At 31.4% G+C, this 23,396-nt stretch carries 19 protein-coding genes; 5 read left to right on the top strand and 14 right to left on the bottom strand.

Annotated features, from left to right (window positions below):
• Positions 1-35: 35 nt before the first annotated feature.
• A complete protein-coding gene (locus ACN5J3_RS00805; RefSeq protein WP_418510429.1) occupies positions 36-1,226 on the bottom strand; it encodes a phosphoglycerate kinase in 1,191 nt (396 codons plus the stop codon).
• A 167-nt stretch (positions 1,227-1,393) separates the two neighbouring features.
• On the opposite strand from ACN5J3_RS00805, the gene ACN5J3_RS00800 reads away from it, so the two are divergent.
• Positions 1,394-2,548, top strand: coding sequence for an ATP-binding protein (locus ACN5J3_RS00800; protein ID WP_418510428.1), 1,155 nt, complete (start codon positions 1,394-1,396; stop codon positions 2,546-2,548).
• 26 nt (positions 2,549-2,574) lie between these two features.
• On the opposite strand, the gene ACN5J3_RS00795 is transcribed toward ACN5J3_RS00800, so the two are convergent.
• The 8 genes from ACN5J3_RS00795 to ACN5J3_RS00760 form a co-directional block, all read right to left on the bottom strand.
• The gene (locus tag ACN5J3_RS00795; protein WP_418510427.1) at positions 2,575-3,420 is read right to left on the bottom strand and encodes a DUF4249 domain-containing protein; all 846 of its coding nucleotides are present in this window, start codon (positions 3,418-3,420) and stop codon (positions 2,575-2,577) included.
• 4 nt (positions 3,421-3,424) lie between these two features.
• The gene (locus ACN5J3_RS00790; RefSeq protein WP_418510426.1) at positions 3,425-5,800 is read right to left on the bottom strand and encodes a TonB-dependent receptor; all 2,376 of its coding nucleotides are present in this window, start codon (positions 5,798-5,800) and stop codon (positions 3,425-3,427) included.
• 138 nt (positions 5,801-5,938) lie between these two features.
• Complete coding sequence (locus tag ACN5J3_RS00785) at positions 5,939-6,838, bottom strand: LytTR family transcriptional regulator DNA-binding domain-containing protein (protein WP_418510425.1); 900 nt, start codon at positions 6,836-6,838, stop codon at positions 5,939-5,941.
• Between the two features lie 113 nt (positions 6,839-6,951).
• Positions 6,952-7,467 (bottom strand): OmpH family outer membrane protein, encoded by a 516-nt coding sequence (locus ACN5J3_RS00780; RefSeq protein ID WP_344726986.1) that lies wholly within the window; start codon positions 7,465-7,467, stop codon positions 6,952-6,954.
• 235 nt (positions 7,468-7,702) lie between these two features.
• On the bottom strand, positions 7,703-8,554 hold the full coding sequence (locus ACN5J3_RS00775; protein ID WP_418510424.1) for a class I SAM-dependent methyltransferase: 852 nt from the start codon (positions 8,552-8,554) through the stop codon (positions 7,703-7,705).
• A gap of 45 nt (positions 8,555-8,599) precedes the next feature.
• A complete protein-coding gene (mnmG, locus tag ACN5J3_RS00770; RefSeq protein WP_418510423.1) occupies positions 8,600-10,471 on the bottom strand; it encodes a tRNA uridine-5-carboxymethylaminomethyl(34) synthesis enzyme MnmG in 1,872 nt (623 codons plus the stop codon).
• A gap of 85 nt (positions 10,472-10,556) precedes the next feature.
• Positions 10,557-10,976, bottom strand: coding sequence for an rRNA maturation RNase YbeY (gene ybeY / locus ACN5J3_RS00765; RefSeq protein WP_418510422.1), 420 nt, complete (start codon positions 10,974-10,976; stop codon positions 10,557-10,559).
• The gene (locus tag ACN5J3_RS00760) at positions 10,969-14,358 is read right to left on the bottom strand and encodes a DUF4175 family protein (protein WP_418510421.1); all 3,390 of its coding nucleotides are present in this window, start codon (positions 14,356-14,358) and stop codon (positions 10,969-10,971) included. Before ACN5J3_RS00760 ends, ybeY begins: the two co-directional genes overlap by 8 nt.
• Before the next feature lie 119 nt (positions 14,359-14,477).
• Between ACN5J3_RS00760 and ACN5J3_RS00755 the strand changes: the two genes are divergently transcribed.
• Both ACN5J3_RS00755 and gltX read left to right on the top strand, forming a co-directional pair.
• Complete coding sequence (locus ACN5J3_RS00755; RefSeq protein WP_418510420.1) at positions 14,478-15,521, top strand: alkane 1-monooxygenase; 1,044 nt, start codon at positions 14,478-14,480, stop codon at positions 15,519-15,521.
• A gap of 51 nt (positions 15,522-15,572) precedes the next feature.
• Entirely contained in the window at positions 15,573-17,084 is a 1,512-nt protein-coding gene (gltX, locus tag ACN5J3_RS00750) for a glutamate--tRNA ligase (RefSeq protein WP_418510419.1), read from the top strand.
• Positions 17,085-17,138: 54 nt separating this feature from the next.
• On the opposite strand, the gene ACN5J3_RS00745 is transcribed toward gltX, so the two are convergent.
• Positions 17,139-17,822: a hypothetical protein gene (locus ACN5J3_RS00745; RefSeq protein ID WP_418510418.1), complete on the bottom strand. Its 684-nt coding sequence runs from the start codon at positions 17,820-17,822 to the stop codon at positions 17,139-17,141.
• Positions 17,823-17,896: 74 nt separating this feature from the next.
• Here ACN5J3_RS00745 and ACN5J3_RS00740 point away from each other — a divergent pair, with 74 nt between their 5' ends.
• A complete protein-coding gene (locus ACN5J3_RS00740; RefSeq protein ID WP_417291522.1) occupies positions 17,897-18,829 on the top strand; it encodes an SPFH domain-containing protein in 933 nt (310 codons plus the stop codon).
• On the top strand, positions 18,829-19,221 hold the full coding sequence (locus tag ACN5J3_RS00735; RefSeq protein ID WP_418510417.1) for a hypothetical protein: 393 nt from the start codon (positions 18,829-18,831) through the stop codon (positions 19,219-19,221). Before ACN5J3_RS00740 ends, ACN5J3_RS00735 begins: the two co-directional genes overlap by 1 nt.
• A 3-nt stretch (positions 19,222-19,224) precedes the next feature.
• On the opposite strand, the gene ACN5J3_RS00730 is transcribed toward ACN5J3_RS00735, so the two are convergent.
• The 4 genes from ACN5J3_RS00730 to ACN5J3_RS00715 form a co-directional block, all read right to left on the bottom strand.
• Positions 19,225-19,428 (bottom strand): hypothetical protein, encoded by a 204-nt coding sequence (locus tag ACN5J3_RS00730; RefSeq protein WP_344726966.1) that lies wholly within the window; start codon positions 19,426-19,428, stop codon positions 19,225-19,227.
• Between the two features lie 78 nt (positions 19,429-19,506).
• A complete protein-coding gene (locus tag ACN5J3_RS00725) occupies positions 19,507-20,661 on the bottom strand; it encodes a GNAT family N-acetyltransferase (RefSeq protein ID WP_418510416.1) in 1,155 nt (384 codons plus the stop codon).
• A gap of 62 nt (positions 20,662-20,723) precedes the next feature.
• Positions 20,724-21,206, bottom strand: coding sequence for a DUF1761 domain-containing protein (locus ACN5J3_RS00720; protein ID WP_129759803.1), 483 nt, complete (start codon positions 21,204-21,206; stop codon positions 20,724-20,726).
• A 68-nt stretch (positions 21,207-21,274) separates the two neighbouring features.
• Positions 21,275-23,278 (bottom strand): glutamine--tRNA ligase/YqeY domain fusion protein, encoded by a 2,004-nt coding sequence (locus tag ACN5J3_RS00715; protein ID WP_418510415.1) that lies wholly within the window; start codon positions 23,276-23,278, stop codon positions 21,275-21,277.
• Positions 23,279-23,396: the final 118 nt, after the last annotated feature.

Here is a 23,396-nt window from a genome sequence, read left to right as displayed (position 1 = left end):
AGCTTTTAAAGATACGAAATTAGAATATTAGCGCTTTATGCCTCTAAAATAGCTGCAATTCCTGGCAGTGTTTTACCTTCAAGGCTTTCTAACATAGCACCACCACCTGTGCTCACGTAGCTTACTTTATCTTCAAAACCAAATTGTTTAACAGCTGCAACCGAATCGCCTCCGCCAACTAATGAAAAAGCTCCTTTTTTTGTAGAATCGGCAATGGCATTACCTAAAGCAATTGTTCCTTTGGCATAGCTTTCCATTTCAAAAACACCTAATGGACCATTCCATAAAATAGTTTTGCTCTGCATTACCACATCTTTAAAGTTTTCTAAAGATTTTGGTCCTGCATCAAGACCTTGCCACCCATCTGGGATTGCATTTACATCTACTATTTGAGTTTCAGCAGTGTTACTAAAAGCATTTGCAGCAACAACATCAACAGGTAAATGAATTTGTACACCTTTTTCTTTTGCTTGTTTTAAAATATCTAATGCAAGTGGCATTTTATCATCTTCACATATAGAGTCTCCTACCTTTCCGCCTTGTGCTTTAATAAAAGTAAAAGTCATTCCACCACCAATAATCATGTGGTCTACTTTGTCTAAAATATTTTCAATAACTGTAATTTTTGAAGACACTTTAGCACCTCCTAAAACAGCTAAAACTGGTTTTTCGCTAGTGTTTAAAACTTTATCTATACTTTCTATTTCTTTTGCTAGTAAGGTTCCAAAACATTTAGCTTCAGGGAAAAACTGCGCCACAATAGTTGTTGATGCATGCGCTCTATGTGCTGTACCAAAAGCATCATTTACATAAATGTCTCCTAACTTTGAAAGTGATTGAGCAAAATTTTCATCACCTGCTGTTTCTTCAGGGTGAAAACGTAGGTTTTCTAATAGTAATATTTCTCCTGGTTCTAAATTATTTGCGGCCTCTTCGGCTTCAGCTCCAACGCAACTTGATACAAACTTAACTCCAACACCTAATATATCTTCTACTTTTTCAACAATGTGCTTTAAAGAAAACGTTTCATCAACACCTTTTGGTCTTCCTAAATGCGACATTAAAATACAGCTTCCTCCATCTTCTAAAATTTTTATAATCGTTGGTTTTGCAGATAAGATTCTTGTAGCATCTGTTACTTGAAAATCATCATTTAATGGCACGTTAAAATCTACGCGTATTAATGCTTTTTTATCTTTAAAATCAAAGTCGTTTAGAGTTTTCATCTGTTGTTTTTTTAGTTGTTTATATCAATAATCAGATGGAATGCCTAAAAAATCATCATTTTTCTATGATAAATCAGTGAATAGGCATTTCATGATTTCTATTTTAGAAAGACAAATATAATTTTTTCAATTTATAAAAAAGATAGTATTTCTGTTATCTTTGTTTTATGCTATTTGAAGACGTTTTAGGACAAGAACATATAAAAAATCACTTAACTCAAAGTGTAGAAAATGGCCGTATTCCTCATGCTCAATTATTTGTAGGTCCTGAAGGATCCGGAACATTACCAATGGCTATTGCTTATGCGCAGTATATTTTGTGCGGTAATAAAGGTGGCGAAAATTCAAATGGAAATGAAGCGTGTAATTTAAAGTTTAAAAACTATTCGCATCCTGATTTGCATTTTGCTTTTCCTGTTGCAACAAACGATAGGATAAAAAAACATCCTGTTTCTAGTTTGTTTCTAGAAGAATGGCGTGAGCTTTTAAAAGAGCAACCTTATGGTAATTTGTTTGACTGGTACAGAAAACTAGGTGTTGAAAATAAACAAGGCCAAATAGGTGTTGATGAAGCTCAAGAAGTTGTAAAATCATTGGCTTTAAAATCTTATGAAGGAGGTTATAAAGTTATGCTTATTTGGATGGCTGAAAAAATGAACACTTCTGCAGCCAACAAGTTGCTGAAACTTATTGAGGAACCGCCAAACAAAACCATTTTTATACTCATTGCTGAAGATGAAGAACAAATAATTAATACTATTCGTTCTCGATGTCAGGTATTACATTTTCCGCCTTTGGCAGAGAATATTATAAAAAATGCTATTGTAAAAAATTACGATTTACAAGAAACCGAGGCTATTAAAATTGCGCATCAAGCTAATGGGAATTACAATAAGGCTTGTGATTTAGTTTTTCACGATAGTGAAGACACGCAGTTTGAATCGTGGTTTATTTTCTGGATTAGAAGTGCTTTTAAAGCCAAAGGAAATAAGGCTGCTATTCATGATTTAATTTCATGGAGTGAAGATATTGCTAAAACAGGAAGAGAAACTCAAAAACAGTTTTTGCATTTTTGTTTATCTTTTTTTAGACAAGCGCTTTTAACAAACTATAATGCTCAAAGCTTGGTTTACATTGAAACAAAAACGGAAGGCTTTGACATTAGAAAATTTGCACCTTTTGTACACGGTAACAATATTTTAGAAATTTCTAACGAATTACAAGATGCTTTGTATCATATTGAAAGAAATGGAAACTCTAAAATTATACTCACTGATTTATCTATAAAACTAACACGCTTGTTACATAAAAAAGCCGATTAAAAAATTAATCGGCTTTTTCCTTTTTGTTATTGAAAGGTATAGGTTTCTTTTACTACTTGAGTTACTCTAAAATAACCAAAAGCATAATTACTAGGGTTACTAGGGTTTATACAATTTCCTCTTATTTCCGCAGCTGTTGATGAAAAAGGATTGCCGCCACCATCATACTGCTCTATAAGCAAACGTATGTAATTGTAATATTGTTCTGAAATGCCGTATAAACTAACGTCTACAACATCACCTGGTAAAAATGGCTGCTCATTGTTGTCTTCATCATCTTCTTTCTCCCAAAAATCGTGTATTTCATTTCCGTTTGTAAACTCATCTGATACATCTTCTAGAGAAGCAAATAAATCACCTGTTTCGTAATAACGAATTAAATAATAGTTTTCTTCATCTACAGGATCATCAAAATATAAATTAAGCTCTAATAATTCATCATCAAAACCTCCTTCTATAGATTGCGTAACGCTATTTATATCAGATACGGTCATTAATGTTTCTGAAGCGGTGTATGTTTGTCCGTTATAAATAACTTCAAGACTATAAGTATCTCCTGCTATTGGAACAAAGGTTGTCGTAGTATAAGTTCCGTCGTTTTCATCAGTAAAATTAAATATTTCGCTTGTATTCTCATTAACTACAGTTACTGATGCTCCTGTAACTTCTGTACTGGATACATTACCAAAATATGGTGTTGATGTGCTTAATTTTATTTGTTGTTCGTTTCCTGCTGTTCCTTTTTCCCAATCTAAAGAGGCTTCAATAACGAGACGTGTTTGACCGGTAGGAACTTCAATATCTACAACATCTTCACAGGATATTATTGTTATAGTAAAAAGAAATATTAGTGATTTTATATATGTTTTCATGATGCTAAAATTTAAAGTTATAAGTAACAGATGGTATAATTCCAAAAATAGAGAGTCTTGTCGCTTCGTTTAACCCTGTTTGGTTATTTTGATTGAACGTTATTGCTGCTGCATTTTTTCTGTTATATAAATTATAAATACCAAATACCCATTCGCCTTTCCAGCGTTTATCTGGTTTATTGTTTGGCTTATAAATTGCCGAAACATCTAATCTGTGGTATGCTGGTAATCTATCTTCATTTCTATTAGAATAGGTTGCAATAGAAAGTCCTTCGTAAGTATATTGCCCATTAGGATATGTTACAGGTCGACCTGTTTGAAAAACAAGGTTTGAACTAAAGCTCCATTTGTCATTTAGCTTATATGTTGCTGTAGCTGAAACATCGTGGGTTCTATCGTAAGGTGTTTTATACCAATCGCCATTATTTATTCCAGGACCTCCAGCAAGACCTCCAAGAGTGCGCTGTTCTGATCTAGACAAGGTATAAGCTAGCCATCCTGTAAGACGCCCTTTGTTTTTTCTGAATAAAATTTCTAATCCGTAAGCTCTTGCTTCGCCGTTTAATATTTCTGTTTCTATGGTATTATTTCCTATTAAATCAGAGCCGTCTATGTAATCTATACGGTTATCTATTGTTTTATAGTATGTTTCTAATTCTAATGAAAATAGGTTGTCTTTAAAACTACGGTAATACCCTAAAGCATATTGATTTGATTTTTGTGGTTTGATGTATTTTCCACTTGGTGTCCAAACATCTAACGGAGTAACTGAAGACGTATTAGACAGCAAATGTAAATACTGTGTAGACTTTGTATAGCTGGCCTTAACAGAAGATGCATCGTTTATTTGATAAGCCATACCTAAACGAGGCTCAAAATTATCAAATGTTTCAATACTTTCGTTTTTTTCGTAATAGGTTTCAAAAGCTTCTTCTCCTCGCTCATAAATTCCTAATTCACTATTATAAACTACCGGCTGATTGTTTACATAACTAGTCATGCTTTGACCGCCAAGTCTGAAAAAATTACTGTATCGCAGTCCATATTGTGCTGTTAATTTATCTGTTATTTTATGCTCTGCACTTATGTAAGCACCTCCTTCAAAAGCTCTTTTTTCGTCTAACTTTAAATAATTTACTGGCGATGTTGGTGAAGAAGGTTTTACTTCTCCTGGATTTAAATTATAAGTTATTCCACTAACACCAAAGTCTAACTTTATTTTATCGTTTAAATAGTATTTAAAATCATATTTTAAGTTGTAGTTTTTTATATCAGCAACCCAATCTAACTCAATAAAATCTAATATAATTTGGTAATCATATTTACTGTATATAAGTGATAAATTAGAAAACAACTTATCATTAAAAATGTGGTTCCATCTTATATTTCCAGTAATGTTTCCATAATTATTTTCTATAACCTTATCAAAATTGAAAACGTCTCGACCATAGTATCCTGATAGGTAAATTTTATTGTTATGATTTATTTCGTAATTGGTTTTAAAGTTTAAATCATAGAATGATATTTTATCATCTTTAAAATCTTCGGTCATTTTTAAAAAAAGATGCGCATAAGATGTTCTACCTGCTAGTAAAAAGGAGCCTTTTTCTTTAAAAACCGGACCTTCTACGGTTAGTCTACTAGAAATTAAACCTAAACCACCAGTAACATCATAGTTTTTACTGTTACCATCTTTTTGTCTGACATCTAAAACAGAAGAAATACGGCCTCCAAATTTTGCAGGAATATCTCCTTTGTACAGTTTTATGTCTTTAATTGCATCTGCATTAAATACAGAGAAAAACCCAAAAAAGTGTGATGTATTGTATATAATGGCTTCGTCTAGCAACACTAAATTTTGATCTGCTGCTCCACCTCTCACATTAAAACCTGAAGATCCTTCACCATTATTTGTAACACCAGGAAGCATTTGTATAGATTTAATAACATCTACTTCTCCTAACACAGCAGGCATTTTTTTTATGGTGCCTGATTTTAATTTTGAGACACCCATTTGAGGTGTTTTTATATTGACTTGTTCAGACTCTTCAGCGACTATAACAACTTCTTCTAAAGATGTAGAAGCCTCTGTAAGTTCAAAATTAATCGATATATCTTTTTGAATATCAATGTTTTGAGATAAATTTTCATATCCCATATAAGATACTATAAGCGTATATGATCCTTTTGGTGCTTGAAGCGAGAAAAAACCGTATTCGTTGGTAATGGCACCAATGTTAGTATCTTTTAAAAAAACCGTTGCTCCTAATAGTGTTTCACCATTATTAGCGTCTTTTATAGAGCCTCTAATGCTATATGTTTCTTGAGCAAAGGTTAAATAACTAAAAACTAGGCATAAGCCTAAAAAAAAGTGTTTCATTTTGGTTGTTCGTATTTATGATTGATTGTTATGATGACGATTAGCTTTTGCTAATGTTACAGAAGCTTGAACGCAAATTACTTTTAAATATTTAAAATAACTCCTCAAAACATCAGCTTTTGGAGTGAATTAACGGGATTATGGAGTGAATTGATTTATTTCATCTTTAATAGCTTTTAGGTATGATTTAGATATTGGTATTTTAATTTTTGGATCTGTTTCTAAAATCAAAAAATCTTTATTGTTTATTCGTGAAATGTGTTTCACGTTTAGCAAGTTTACAGCAAATGATCTATGGCTTTGCTTTATAGGCATAAACTCATTTTGATTTAAAAAATTCTTTAATCGGTTTCTTAAAATATGCTTTTTCACGCTGCCTGATTTCATATAATGCACTACGACATATTGATTGCTAGATTCTGCAAAGAGAAAATCATTTAATGCTATAGAAAGATTTAAATTATTGTTTTCGTCTTTAAGGAGTAACTCTGTTTGTTTATCAGAAGTGTTAAAAGTATTGTGATACTTTTTTATTTGCTCTCCAAGCTCATTTACCTCAAGAGTTAAATCCTGAATTAAAGCATAAATAATAGTTCCAAAAAATGGAAATAATAAGATGATAAAGGCTCTAAAATAGTTTTTTACTTGGAAGGCTATATTTAGTTCTTTTTCAAAATCGTTTCCTAAATCTGGTATCAAAAATGAAAAACCAAAACTAACAAGTGTGAGAATTAAAGTTTCTATAAAAAACCAAGTAATATATTTTTTGTTTGTAACCTTTTCAAAACTAAACATTGGTCTAAAAACAAATTGAGATAATGATAAACCTACAAGCGTACTCACTGCAATTGTAAAAAAGAATAAAAACTTGCTAAAATTGGCATTAGCAGGATTATCCATTTCTTCTGAAATGCCATAAGGCTGGAAAATAATTAAAAAAAAGTGGGCAAAAAGAGCAGCACTAATTATGTATATCCATTTTCGTTTTGGGCTATTGAAGTAATAAAACGGTTGGTCTAAAAGTTGTTTTACTTTCATTAATTGGTTGGGCGGTTAGTTACTTTGTATAACTTACATTTTGGTTTCTTATTATAAAAAAAGCCAGTTAATTTCTTAACTGGCTTTAAATTTTTAAAAACTCTTTACTTTAGCTACTCTTTTTTATAATCTGCATTAAGAGCATCTAGTATGGTTTGTGTTAAGTCATTTGCTTCGTTACCGTATAAAACACTTCCACCTTCATTGCTACCTAAAATATAGTCATAGCCATTTTTCTTGCCATAATCTCCAACATAATCTTTTACTTTAGCTATTAAAGAATCTATCTCTGTTTGACTAGCTTGCTGAATTTGTTGCTCTTCAAATTGAACTTTTTGTTGTAACATTTGTTGTTTTTGACTTAAAGCTTGGTATTCTTCCTGTGCTTTAGCTTGTGATAATTTTTTAGCTTTTAATTGAAACTCTTGAGCTTCTAATTGAAATGCTTTACCAATACTATCCGTTCTTTTTTGAAAAGCGTCAATTTTAGATTGAAATTTTGCTTCAATGTCTTTTTTCTCTTGATAGTCGTTAATTAATGTTCCGTTGTCAACAAATCCAATTTTTTTTGGTTGTGTACAAGAAGTAACTGCTACTATAGCAAAAGCTATTAAAAATATGTTTTTCATTATTTATGTTATTTATTTAATCGAGACAAATGTAATAAAGTAAATAGTTTGATTTTACACAAAAATCACATCAACACCAAATAATAAGAATTTTTTATCGCAAAAACAAAAACAATAATTTACAGTTATTAAAAAACACCCCGAAACAAGATGATTTAAGGCGGATTCAAAATTAAGCCTTGTGATTCGTTATTAAAAAACAAAAAAACGCCTTAAAAAGGCTTAAAATGGATTTTTAGGTGTTTTTTATGATATAAATGTGTGAAGAGTACTCTTTTGATTGTTTTGCTTTAAGATTTGAACGAAAACCAATATAAAATGCCTTTAACGGATTTTTAGAGCCAGACTTATAACCTTCAGAAAGTAAACTCACATAATAAGCATCAAACATCATTGGTAATGTTTTTACAACTTTCATATTGTTTTTTGAAACTAATTTTGAAATTGCAGTTCTAGAAAAATGCCATAAATGTCTTGGCACATCATAAGCAGCCCAAAACTCTTTATAATATGTAGCATCAAAACTTTTGAAGTTAGGAACCGCAATAATAAGTGTCCCTTCTTTTTTTAATAAAGATTTGTAAAGCGCTAATTGTTCTTCAAGATTTGGTAAATGTTCTAGCACATGCCAAAGCGTAATTACATCAAAACTTTCTTTTTTAAATTCAGAAATCTTATCAGCATCATAAACGACATTGTTAGTTTTTTTATTCGCAATATTTCTTGCTTGAGGATTTGGTTCAACACCACAAACATTCCAATTATTCTTTAATGCTGTTTGTAAAAAATCTCCTGTGCCACAACCAACATCTAAAAGTGTTTTTCCAGAAACCGACTGTTTATTTATTAATTTCAATTTTTGTTTTAACGAATAAGAGCGAACCAAATGATAAACACTTTCAAACAAATTTCGTTTAGCATCGGTATGAGAAATATAATCTTCGCTTTCGTAATAGCTTGGTAAATTTTGTAATGAAGGTTGCGGATATGTCTCTAACATATCTAAAGATTCATTATAGCGTAATTCAAATTTTTCTCCAGAAACCGAATGATCTTTTACTACTAAATGAGGTGTTTTTTTATGCATTTATTATCGTTTTAAAAAATATGTTCCACGTGGAACGATTAAAAACTATCTCCCCATATAAACTAAAAGCACCGAAATATCACTTGGCGAAACACCACTAATTCTTGAAGCTTGTGATATAGTTACAGGTTGAATTTTACTCAACTTTTCACGTGCTTCAAAACTCATAGATTTTAGTTTTGAATAATCAAAGTTCTGTGGTATTTTAATATTCTCTAACCTGTTTAATTTATCTGCATTGTTCTTTTCTTTCTCTATATATCCAGAATATTTAACTTGAATTTCTGCTTGCTCAATAACCTCGTTATCTAAATTATGATCTTGAATATATGTTTCAACAGAAGAAACTTTACGCATATCATCTATAGTAATATTAGGCCTAGCAAATATCTTAAACATCTTATCAGATTGTTTCATTAAGGAAGAATCTTTAGATTCTAAAACAGGATTAATCTCTTCTGGTTTCACACTTGTGTCTTTGAAAAAAGACACGAAATTCTCTGCTTTAGATTGCTTTTCTTCCATACGTTTTAATCGTTTTTCAGAAGCTAATCCAATATAAAAAGATTTAGGCGTTAATCTAAAATCGGCATTATCTTGTCTTAATAACGTTCTATATTCTGCTCTAGAAGTAAACATTCGGTATGGCTCTTCAGTGCCTTTCGTTATTAAATCATCAATCAAAACACCTATATAAGCTTCACTTCTACTTAAAATAAATGGGTCTTTTTCTTGAACTTTTAAACTGGCATTTATACCTGCCATTAAACCTTGTGAACCTGCTTCCTCATATCCTGTTGTTCCATTTATTTGACCAGCAAAATACAAACCATCAACTAGCTTAGTTTCTAAAGTATGTTTAAGCTGTGTTGGCGGAAAATAATCATATTCTATAGCATAACCAGGACGGAAAAACTTAACGTTTTCAAATCCTGCGACTGAACGCAAAGCTTTAAACTGAACATCTTCTGGTAGCGACGTAGAGAATCCATTAATATAATATTCAACCGTATTCCATCCTTCTGGTTCAACAAATAGTTGATGCCTATCTTTATCAGCAAAACGATTAATCTTATCTTCAATAGAAGGACAATAACGCGGACCTAAACTTTTAATTCTACCATTAAACATAGGCGATCTATCAAAACCTTCTCTTAACAAATCATGTACTTCAGGACTTGTATAAGACATGTGACAAGAACGCTGATTTGTTAATGGTTTGGTTATATCTAAATAAGAAAATTTTTCAGGGTTTTCATCTCCTGGTTGTTCAATCATTTTAGAAAAATCTAATGAACGACCATCAACTCTAGGTGGTGTTCCTGTTTTCATTCTACCAGAATCAAAACCTAATTCTACAAGCTGTTCTGTAATTCCTGTAGCAGCTCTTTCTCCTGCACGACCACCTCCAAAATTTTTATCACCAATATGAATTAACCCATTAAGAAATGTACCGTTTGTAAGCACAACGGTTTTTCCTTTTACTTCTACTCCAAGAGATGTTTTTACACCAACTACTTTATGATTTTCTACCAGAAGTCCAGAAACCATCTCTTGATAAAAATCTAAATTTGGTGTGTTTTCAAGCAACATTCTCCAGTCTTCAGCAAATCTCATACGATCACTTTGAACACGCGGACTCCACATAGCTGGACCTTTTGACTTGTTCAGCATTTTAAATTGAATAGCAGACGTATCTGACACAATACCACTATAACCACCTAACGCATCAATTTCGCGAACAATTTGACCTTTAGCAATACCTCCCATTGCTGGATTACATGACATTTGCGCAATGTTTTGCAAGTTCATAGTAATCAACAACGTTTTACTTCCCATGTTGGCTGCGGCTGCGGCGGCTTCACTACCTGCATGTCCAGCTCCAACAACAATAACATCATATTCGGTATTAAACATAGCTTGATATTTGATTTAAATAAATTGTTCCACGTGAAACAATTTGATAATTTGTAAAAATAAAAGTTTGCAAATATACGATGAATTACTCAATTTGAGCTAATTGCGACAAATAGTAATCTTCTTTAGACCTCATCATTTTGGCTTCGTCATCGGTTTTATCTTTATAACCACAGTAATGAAGAATACCATGAACTAAAACTCGTTGAAGTTCATTATCAAAAGAAACCTTAAAATCATTAGCGTTATCTTCAACTCTTTCAGTTGAAATATAAACATCTCCTTGTATGATTTTTCCCACAGTATAATCAAAGCTAATAATGTCTGTTAACGTATCATGATTAAGAAACTCTACATTGATTTTATGTAAATAATCATCATCACAAAAAATATAGTTAACCTCACCTAGTTTAAATCCTTCAGATGAAATAACAGTTTGAATCCACTTGCTTAATAGTGACTCATTGCTTAATGAAAATTTGTTTTCGTAATTGAAACTAATCATTTTCTTTTTTGAAATAATCTTGAACTTTCTTTTTGTAAACTGGTTGCAAAGGTAGGGTTTGTCTGTTTAATATTTCAGTGGTATTAAAATATTCTTTAGCTGTAGGAATCTTATTGTTTGTGTTGTTATTGAAACTGTTTTTATTGGTGTCAGATTTACGTTTAGTATCTTGTCCTTGTTGAAAAGTAGCATTTTCAAGTTTTAATAATTGATGTTGTAACTCCATCATTTTTTGTAAAGTTTGATTAGTAAAACCCTTATTTAAAAGGTCTAATTCAACATCTTCCATAGATTTTACTAAACCATCACCAACACCTTTATTTCCATCTTTAGATAACCTATCTTGTAAAGCTTGTCTTATTTGTTGTTGCTGCTGATAGATTTTAAATAGTTCCCCATTTAAATCTTCTGAAGAACCTTCTCCTTCTCCTTGTTGATTACCATTATTTCCTTGTTTTCCTTGTCCTTGTTCCTGACCTTCTTTATCACCTTCTTTACCACCATCACCATCATTTGGTTTTCCGGAATCACTTTTTTTCATTCCTTCCTGCATTTGCTTATTTAACTGCTCTTGGCTCATAATAATATCAGGAAGTCCTTGCTCTGGTTGCCCTTGACCGCCTTGACCTTGCCCAGAAGCATTCATTTGCATCTGCATATTATTCATAATATTACTTAAGAAATCTGCAAGATTATTAGCTGAAGTTATTGTGTATTTCTGGTTTCCAATTCCTTGATATAATCTGTTTTCTGAAAAATGATCTAGAGATTTATCTATGTTATAAAATACATTAGAGATTTCTTTATTAACCATTTCAGAGAGTTTAGGCTGCCTTAAAGACAAAGCAAACAAGCTGTCATCTATGTGAGAGAAATGTTCTTTTAAATCGTTTTGTTTCACTAAATAAGAAGCATACTTATTGTGATTAACTTCGATACTGTTGAATTGATACATTAAAGCTTCTTGATCTAAAGAAAACAAAATAAGATTATCTAGAATTTGACGGAGCATATCAATATCTTCTTGCATTTGATCGCCACCACTCATTTGCATAGCTTGTTGCATTTGTTGGCTCATTTGCATCATTTTTTCAGCAGCTTGCTTTTGTTTTTTTTGAGCGTTTTTTTGATTTTGTTCAGATTGTTGCTCGTTGCCGTTCTCCTGATTTTGTTCTTGTTTTTCTAAATTGTCTGTTGCTTCTTGCTGATCTTGCTTAATAGATTCTTCAGCTTTTTTATCTTGAGGCACATCCATAGGATCAATTAAAGACTCATTCTCTTTTTGAAGTTCATTCATTTGCTTTTGAAAATCTTCAAACTTTTTATTGATATCCTCTTGATCTTTTTTGGTGTTATTTTCTTTAGTTTCCTTTGAAAGCTTTTCTTGCTCTTTAGCTAAATTCTCTAAATCCTTTTGAAGTTTTTCTGCTTTTTTAGAAACATAATAACGTTTTGTTAGTTCTAAAAGCTGTTCTAAACTTCGTTTTTGATTTTTATTTTGTTTTGAAAGCTTATCTAGTTTATCTGAAAACTCCTCTTTACTAATTTTGTCTTGAAGCTTTTCAAGTTCTTCTAATAATTGTTCATCTTCTTTAAGCTGTTGCTCATTTTCTTTGAGACGCTCTTGCAAATCTTCCTTAAAAGGGTCTTCTTCTTCACTTTCTTTTTGAAATTCTTTTAAATTATCTTCAAGCTTTTTATTGAAATTTTGCATCATTTCTTTTTGCTGCTTTTGGCGCTTTAAGAAGTTTTCAAATTTCTTTTTATCATTAAAATTAAGCACTGATTTTTCCTTTTGAGTTTTTGAAAACTCTTCTAATTCCTTGTTTTGCTCCTCAAATTTATCTAGTGATTTATTAAGGTCTTGAATCGTTTCGTTTTGCTGTTGAAGTTGTTTATCTGCTTCTTCTTGTGTTGTTAATTTTCTGAAAGAAAAAACACGGCTTTTTGTGCTTTTAAATTTATTAACTAAATCATTATCAAACACTTGAAAATACAATTCATAACTTACACCTTCTTGTAAATTGAGATTATTGGGAAACACACTTATAAATTCATCTATGTTAGATTTGGATACTGGTAAAGACTGAATTTGAATATCTTGATTATTGTTTGTAGGATAATAAACAAGTTGTAATTTACTTAAACCATAATCATCGCTTACTTGTCCATGAAAATACATCGTTTGTTGATCTAAACTATCTATTTTCATGTCTAGCTTTAATTCAGGATATTCATCTCTAATTACATCAATATTAAACGATAATCTCTCGTAATCTTTTAATGCATCATTGCTTGTGCTTAAACTATACTGAAAGTTATTGTAAAGCGTATTAGATAGCTCAAAAGTATTGGCTTTTAAAGCCTTAAATTGCATCGTGTCTTTTGCATATAGTAATACATTTTTTGTTGCTTTTGTATTAAGTCTCCAAGTAACTTGAGTTCCTTGAGGAACAATAGCATTTCCTGTGCTTTTTAAAACCTCATCTTGCTTTTTTGTATAAGATGGATAATCTAAAATCATTTCAAAACTTAATAAGCTTGGTACTTGAATGATTTGTAATGTATAAGGTTTTGAGGTAACATTATTTGCTGTAAGTTGAAAAGTGATGTCTTTTTTAGGTTTTTCAAATACATACTCAAAGCTTCCGTTTCCTGTGTTTTGAAGGAAATATGATTCGTCTTCAAAAATGATTTTAGCATTCTCTGGAATTACTGAACCAGCTGTATTAACAACAAGTTTGAAATCTTTGTTTTCAATAGCTTGTAAGTTATCGTTTGTAACAAAAAACTGAAATGGCGCTGGTGGTTCATAAGCTGTTTTATAGTTTACTACACGTTCATAACTATCACTAAACCAATTGAAATGTCCGGTTAGAAATGTTAAAAACAGAATAACTACAGGAATGGCAGCATATTTTAAATACTTTAAGTTAGACTTAAAATTTACAGCCAACTTAAAAGGAATTGGATGTAGTTGCGCTGATTTTTGCTCAATACTAGCTAAAAGCAATTCAGATTCTGTTTGGTTAGCTTTTAGTTGTAAAATATTAAGAAGCTTATCGTTGACTTCAGGAAAATGGTTTCCTATAATTTTTGAAGCATCTTCATAGTTAATGCCTTTTTGTAACTTAAATAATTTCGCCAAAGGCATAACAATAAATCTAGCAAACAAGCCAACCTCAACAACTACAAACACCCAAAATAAAATAGTACGTGCTGTAGTATTAAGCCATAATACATATTCAACAAAAAGGGTGAACAAAAAATACAACAACCCAATAGCAAAAAACAAAATAATACCCTTAAGCAATTCATTGGTGTAAAAACGCCTAATAAATTGCTCTAATTTGGATTGTATTTCTTGAAAATGACTTGCCATATAACTTAAATAACCCACTAATATAAAATTTATTTCTGTCTGTAATTACTTTAGCTTGGTAAGATTCTGTTAATTTCGAGAAGATGTCTTAAATTTAAGACCACGTTTTGTTCTTAATTATGAAAGATTTAAAATATTTAGCAGCTTTTTCAATTCCTATAGTTGCATGTATTAGCATCTATTTTAAAGGCTATTTTGCTTACCTCACGCCTATTTTTGCTTTTGTAATAATTCCTGTTTTAGAACTAATTTTTCCAATTAACACATACAATTTATCTCCTAACGAAGTTTCTAGTAAGTTAAAAATTAAGCTCTTTGATTGGTTGTTATATCTAAACTTACCTATTGTTTATGGTATTTTATTGTTTGGTGTTTATGAAGCTTCAAATTCAACAGTTGAAACTTTTGAGTTTATTGGTTTAATCCTTTCTGTAGGTATTGTTTTAGGTGTAAACGGCATAAATGTGGGTCATGAACTTGGTCATAGGCAATCTACAAACGAGCGCTTTTTAGGAAAAGCATTGCTGCTTCCCTCTTTATACATGCATTTTTATATTGAACATAATTTTGGGCATCATTTACATGCAGCAACACCACAAGATCCTGCAACAGCAAGATACAATCAAAGCGTGTATTCGTTTTGGATTACTTCAGTATTTAGACAATATGGCAATGCATGGAACATTCAACTAAAATTGCTAAAAAACGGAAAAAAAGGGTTCTTTTCGGCAAAAAATGACATGTTTTGGTACATTTTGTTTCAAATAGGCTATTTAATTACTATGTTTTTCTTTTTCGGAATTTTAGGTTTAATCTTTGTTCTTTCAGCAGCTATTATAGGTTTTATTCTTCTTGAAACAGTTAACTATATTGAACATTATGGTTTATTAAGATTAAAAACAAAATCTGGTAGATATGAGCGCGTAAAAGAAATTCATTCTTGGAACTCCAACCATGTAATTGGAAGAATTGTGCTTTATGAACTCACAAGGCATAGTGATCATCATTTTAAGTCTTCAAAAAAGTATCAAGTTTTAGATTGCCATGATGAAAGTCCGCAAATGCCTTATGGTTATCCAACTTCAATGGTTTTAGCTATGTTTCCGCCATTGTGGTTTAAAATTATGAATAAACGTGTTCCTCGTGAAATGATTTTAACTTAACTATTTCTATTCCTAAATATCGTTTTATCTTTGCGGCATAAATAATAAGCCATGAAAAAAGATGTTCGCGTGCGATTTGCACCAAGCCCAACAGGACCGCTACATATTGGTGGTGTTCGTACTGCATTATTTAATTACTTATTTGCAAAAAAACATAACGGTACTTTTGTATTGCGTATTGAAGATACAGACCAAAATCGTTATGTTGAAGGTGCTGAAAACTACATAATAGAATCGCTAAAATGGTGCGGAATTCCTTTTGATGAAGGCGTAGGAACTAACGAAAAATACGGCCCATACAGACAAAGTGAGCGCAAGCATTTATACAAACAATATGCCGATCAATTAATTGCTTCTGGTAATGCGTACTATGCTTTTGACACTGCTGAAGAACTAGATGCTCATAGAAAAAATCATGAAGCTGAAGGAAAAACATTTATATACAACTGGCATAATAGATTAAAACTAAATAACTCATTATCTCTTTCTGAAGCTGATGTAAAAGCAAAGCTTGATGCAGGTGAAGACTATGTTATCAGGTTTTTATCGCCTCATGATGAAACTTTGCATCTTACTGATATTATACGTGGTAATATCACGATAGATACTAACATATTAGATGATAAAGTATTATTTAAAGCAGATGGTATGCCAACTTATCACTTGGCAAATATTGTTGATGACTACCTAATGAAAATTACTCATGTAATTCGTGGTGAAGAATGGTTACCTTCTTTAGCATTACATTATCAACTATATAAAGTCTTTGGTTGGGAAGCACCAGAATTTGCTCATTTACCTTTAATATTAAAACCTACAGGAAAAGGTAAATTAAGTAAGCGTGATGGAGATAAATTAGGTTTTCCTGTATTTCCATTAGCTTATAAAGATGAGAAAACAGGTGATATTTCTAGAGGATACAGAGAAGATGGTTATTTTTCTGAAGCTGTTGTTAACTTTTTAGCCTTTTTAGGATGGAACCCAGGAACAGAACAAGAAATTTTTAGTTTAGATGAACTTATTCAAGCTTTTGATTTAAGCCGAGTAAATAAATCTGGAGCGCGTTTTGATCCAGACAAAATAAAGTGGTTTAATCATCACTACATGCAAGAACAAAATAACGATACACTTGCAGAACAGTTTAAACTTTTATACCCTGAACTAAAAGATATTGATGTAAATTACATTGCGTTAGTTATTAATCTTATAAAAGAACGTGCAACATTTGTAGATGATTTCTGGAATTTAGGACACTTCTTTTTTGAAACACCATCAGATTTAGATGAAAAATCTGTGAAAAAAGCCTGGAAAGAAGGTTCTGCAGAGCTAATGACAGAACTTATAGGTATAATTTCAAGTATTGAAGATTTTACAGTAGATACCATTCAAACAACTGTTAAAGGTTGGATTACTTCAAAAGAAATTGGTTTTGGAAAAGTTATGATGCCATTACGATTAGCACTTGTGGGCGCCTTACAAGGTCCCGATGTTTTTGATATTATGTATCTTATTGGAAAAGATGAAAGTTTACGCCGAATAGAAAACACCATAAACACCTTATAAACAAAAAAGCACGTTAAAAAACGTGCTTTTTTATTCTTATAATATTTTCTATAATTAAAAAGAAACCATCGCTGTAAATACTAGCATAGATTGATTTCCTTTAAACGAATTAGGGTTTCCTGTTCTATCAAGGTTTGCATCATTTAGTTTATTAAAACTATTTAAAAAACCATAAATATATTGTGCTTTGAGTCTAAAATGACTTATTCCGGCAGATATTCCAACAGCACCATCAACATTAAATTTAGATATTTCAGAAATATCTTTAGCCATTAAATTGGCGTAGGAATTAATTATATAGTTTTCTTTATTATCATCTTTTAGTTCTAAATCGCCATTATATTGCAACATTGGTCCAACATCTAATGTCACATAAGGTCCAATTAATTTTACATGCATTAACAAGGCTATTTGAGCTGTAAAAAGTTTATAATCTAAAAATTCTTCAGATAAAACAGTCGCGTTTGGCCTAGCAACAATACCAATTTTATTTTCGGCTAACTGAATGCTATAACTCATGTTATACCACTTATGAGGAATATCAACCGTAGCAGATGCACCAACCAACCAGCCTTGTTCGGCTTTTGTCGTAAAGTTTTTAGTAGAAAAATCAAATTGGGTAATACCACCATAAATACCTATACCATTTTGAATACGATATCGTTGATGTTGTGAAAAACTTGTTGTAACAAAACCTATGGTTAATGCTACTAATAAAATAAGCCTATGTATTCTCATGCAATTTTTATATGAATTGCAACAAATATAGCTTAAATTAGTGAACCTTATTTTCAACATATAAAACAACTATTATGGGTCAATTTATTTTCATTCCAATTATTTTCTTCGGATTAATCATCTTAATATCATCTTTTTTTGTTGTAAAACAACAAACAGCTGTAATTATAGAACGTTTCGGAAAATTTCATAGTATAAGACAATCTGGTCTTCATTTAAAAATTCCTTTAATAGATAAGATAGCAGGTCGATTAAGCTTAAAAATTCAGCAATTAGACGTTATTGTTGAGACTAAAACATTAGACGATGTTTTTGTAAGACTTAAAGTATCTGTACAATACCGTGTGTTAAGTCAAAAAGTTTACGATGCCTTTTATAAGTTAGATTATCCGCACGAGCAAATTACAAGTTATGTATTTGATGTAGTGCGTGCAGAAGTACCAAAAATGAAATTAGACGACGTTTTTGTGAAAAAAGATGATATTGCTTTAGCAGTAAAAGCCGAGCTTAATGATGCCATGTTAGAATATGGTTTCGATATCATTAAAACCCTTGTAACAGATATTGATCCTGATGCACAAGTAAAAGCTGCAATGAATCGTATTAACGCTGCCGAACGTGAAAAAACAGCTGCTCAATACGAAGGAGATGCCGCACGTATTTTAATTGTTGAAAAAGCTAAAGCTGAAGCTGAAAGTAAGCGTTTACAAGGTCAAGGTATTGCCGATCAAAGACGTGAGATTGCTCGTGGTTTAGAAGAATCCGTTGAAGTTCTAAATCGCGTTGGTATTAACTCACAAGAAGCCTCTGCATTAATAGTTGTAACACAACATTACGACACTTTACAATCGTTAGGAGAAGAAACTAATAGTAACTTAATTTTATTACCAAACGCACCTCAAGCAGGAAGCAATATGCTTAATGAAATGGTGGCTAGCTTTACTGCAAGTAACCAAATTGGTGAAGCAATGAAAGAGGCTAAAAACAAGAAGAAAGAAGATAAATAGTGGTTTTAATTAAATATAAACGTAAGCGTTTAATTTTTAATTTATGCCTTGGTTTAGCTTGGTTAAGTCTTGGAATTGTTGGAATACTTTATGGTGAAGTAAAATGGAATGATTACTTCACCATCTTTTTAGGTCTTTTTTATCTCTTTATATATCTGTATGAACAGAAAAAACAATACATAACACTTACCAAAGATGCTATAAAAGAAAATGCATTGTTTGGAAAAAGTATTTTGATAAAAGACATTAATAAAATAATTACGCTTCCCGAAAGCATAAAAATTAAAACTAAAAACAATAAGGAACTAACTATTAATAAACAGCTTATTGATATTAGTTCCAAAGTTAAACTGGACTCTGAAATAGAAAGATTAAAACAATCTTTAAATTAGTATTTAGTGTTTTTCTTTATGATTTTTTACTAATTCTTTTAAGCTATTTAGATATGATTCTAGTTCTTTAGCATCTACTTTAGGAGATTCCATACTAGGAATCGTCATTGGGTTTTCATCCAAATGTTCATAAATTTCAGGATAATTGGTTTCAATTTCTCTTGTTAATGCTGTTATTTCTGAAAGTAAGGTTTTAACTGTTTTCATATCATTAATATTTTCTTGTTTGACCTAAAAAGTATTACAGATAATTTACAAAAAAAATATGTGAGCCTATATTAATGTTTAGTTAAAAGGATGGCGTTCTTCCCAATCTCTTGTTGGATTCATTAGGCTAAAAATCAAATTTAAAGCGGTATTTAACAACACGTTTGTATGCCTTAAGTATATGAACATGTTTTTAGGCTTTGCACCAACTGAACTCTTTATTTCCATAGCTGTTCTGGCATAAACAGTATGTTCAAATTTGTTGTTTATAGCAAATTCAGCCATATCGTACAGCATATTCAAATACAATTGATGGTTGTATTGATGTGCACTATCATACCCAAGAAAATAGGTTTCAAGTACCTTATCATTAAGAATTAATGTATAAAAACCTACAATAGTACCATCAAGATAATACGCAAAGACTTTAAATTGGTCTTTAAGTTCTTTTTTAAGCGTATAGAAATGGTTTTTAGGAAGTATAAAAGTATTTATCCTTGCATTATCAGAAACGTTCTTATAAAGCCTAAATAACAATTCAGAATGAGCTTCAATAGCATCAAGGTCTAATTCTTTCTTTTGAATAGCACCAGCTTTTTTACGAGCTGTTTTTAAACGTCTTCGGTATTTTTTATTTAAACTGGTTTGATAATCATTAAAGGTATTCCAGTTTTTATGCGTTGGCATAATCATATTGGGTTGAACCGAGACTTTTCTGAATGTATTTGTTTTAAACAATTCTGAATACGAATGAATAGAATCATCTTCAAAATAGTCTTTAAAAATTAAGGTCCTTATGGTTTTTCCTTTTGATGATTTTATGTCTTTTTTTAATTGATAAACAGCATCGAAAATACAGGAAAGAAAATCACGTTCTGATATGGCTTCATAATTAAAATAGAAACCGTGTTGTCCTGTATGCATAAGGTTTCCAACAACCAAAACATTTCCTTTAAGCACTTTAGAAACATAATGTTTTACGCGTTCTTGAAAACAAGAATCTTTATGATTTCTAAAAATATCTTCAACATACAATTGCACACGCTGAATGATAGCAATACCCACTAAATTTTCAGCATTAAAAACACCTACATAATACCATGATATATTATCTGGTGAGGCGTTTTCAATAGCAGTTAAATAGGGTTTTTGGAGAAATAGATCATGCGTGGTTAGTGCTTGCCACGAATCAGGTAAATCGTTTTGAGAATTGTATATTTTAAAGTGTATCAATGTAAAAAGAAAAAGACTGAACGGTTATATCAGTCTTTTTATGTTATAATTCATTACAAAATTTATTGCCATCCGCAAACAATGCCTCCCATGATTGCCATAGTAACAATCCAATAGCCAGCATTAATAAAAATGTATTTGGCACCTTTTCTTTCAAACAACGCATTGGTTCCAAGAATTGGTAATGCAATAAAGATTCCTGCAATTGTGCCATGTAAAGCACCATGTTTAAAAGTTCTAAAAGCAGTACCATAATCTGCCATAAATGCTTCAAAAGATGGTTTTGCAAGACTAGGATCGCCACCAACCATACCTAAAGCACCAGTTTGATGAATGGTTAAAAACTGTAAAGCAAAGGCTAATAAGAACGCAAAAATAAATGCAAGAATAAAAATTTTAGCCATATTGGCGCCTTGCATTTTTTCTTCGGTCATGTCAGCAGCTTTCATCCAAGCTGTACCAAATACTTTTGGATTGTACCAAATTGCACCAATTATCAATGCAGAAACTGCAGCTGCTAAAAGTGCTAAAAAATTGATTTCCATAATGTCATGTTTTAGTTAGTGTACTAAAGATAGTAATTATTGAAATACAATTTCTGTTTTATTATCTATTAAAGCGCTTTAGCTTCTTCTACCAACAATGCATTTTTATCTTCTAAAGCTTTTTCTATAAACTCATTAATAGCATCGTTTTTTTCTAAACCATTTGCTAATAATACTCTTAAAGTAAGCATAGCAGCAATACGTGTTCCAACCTTTTTTACAGCAGTTCCAAATAAAGGCTCTAACTCGTCATAACTAACCTCATTAGCTAATTCAATAATTTCAGCCTTTACTTTAGCCTGTTTATCTTCTGGGTAATTCGTGTACTTTTTTCCTAATTGCTGAATAACATTAATAGCTTTACGCTGTTGTTGCGGTTTAGGTTTGTTTTGTTGTTGCGGCTTTTCTTGTGGTTTTTGTTTTTCCCAAGTATCACGCAATCCAACTGTTTTATTAAATACTAAAGCATTAGATGTAGAATCGTTATCAACATTAAAATATCCTAAACGTTGAAATTGGAACCTATCTCCTACTTTGGCTTCTTTTAAACTTGGTTCAACAAATGCTTTGGTAATGTTTAACGAATTAGGATTTAAGAATTCCATAAAGTCTTTGTCTTGATGACTATCTGGTGCTTCATCCATAAACAAACGATCGTATTCTCTAACTTCGGCTTCAACAGCATGCTTAATTGATACCCAATGTAGTGTTCCTTTTACTTTTTTAGACGTATCAGTATCGTAAGTACAATGTACTTCGGTAATATCTCCGTTAGCATCTTTTACAACCTCATTTGCTTGAATGATGTAAGCGTTTTTTAAACGAACTTCACCACCAAGTTTTAACCTGAAAAACTTGCTTCCTGCTTCTTCTTTAAAATCGGCTTTTTCAATATATATTTCTTTTGAAAAAGGAACTTCTCTAAAACCTGCTTGTTCGTCTTCAGGATTATTTTCAGCCTCTAACCATTCTACTTTATCATTTGGATAATTTGTGATCACCACTTTTAATGGATCTAAAACTGCCATAACACGTGGCGCAGTTTTGTTTAAGTGATCACGAACACAAAATTCTAATAAAGACACATCAATAACATTTTCGCGTTTAGCAACACCAACACGTTCAATGAAATTTCGGATAGATTCTGGTGTATAACCACGACGTCTTAAACCAGAAATAGTAGGCATTCTAGGATCATCCCAACCGTTTACAATATCATCTTCAACCAATTTAAGTAGCTTACGCTTACTCATAATGGTATAACTTAAATTTAAACGTGCAAACTCACGCTGTTTAGGAAGCATTGGATAGGTGTTTTTTGAATACTCATACACTTGCTCCTTAAACCAGTCGTAAAGCTCTCTATGAGGCTTAAATTCAAGCGAACATAAACTGTGAGATATTTGCTCAATATAATCGCTTTCACCATGTGTCCAATCGTACATTGGGTAAATACACCAATCGTTTCCTGTTCTATGATGTGCTTTTTTAAGAATACGATACATAATTGGGTCACGCATTAACATATTAGGATGTTGCATGTCAATTTTTGCACGTAAAATATGATCGCCTTCGTTGAATTCGCCTGCTTTCATACGTTCAAACAATTCTAGGTTTTCTTCAACCGAACGATTGCGATAAGGACCATCAACTCCTGGTTGTGTTGGTGTTCCTTTTTGTTCTGCCATAGCTTCGCTAGATTGCGAATCGACATAAGCTTTACCTTGTTTTATTAATAAAACAGCCCAATCATATAATTGCTGAAAATAATCTGATGAGTATAATTCATTTTCCCATTGATACCCTAACCACGCTACATCTTTCTTAATAGCATCTACATATTCTTGCTCTTCTTTAGCTGGATTGGTATCATCAAAACGAAGATTTACAGGTGCGTTATACTTTTCACCCAAACCAAAACTAATACCTATGGCTTTAGTGTGCCCAATGTGTAAATAACCGTTTGGTTCTGGTGGAAAACGAAAACGTAATTTAGAAGCTTCTAATCCGTTTGTTAAATCTTCTTCTATAATATGCTCAATAAAATTGAGTGATTTTGTTTCTTCTGACATAATCTATTTTACCTTCAAAATGAGAAGTACAAAATTAGATAAATTTATATGAATTTAATGTTGTAATAACTTATAAAATGTAACATATCAATTGTTTTTACTACCTATAAATAAAACC

The sequence above is a fragment of the Corallibacter sp. genome (assembly GCF_048381695.1).
Taxonomy (GTDB): Bacteria; Bacteroidota; Bacteroidia; order Flavobacteriales; family Flavobacteriaceae; genus Corallibacter; species Corallibacter vietnamensis.
Note: the sequence above shows the minus strand (reverse complement) of the source record. Positions and strands in the feature narration are given on the sequence as shown.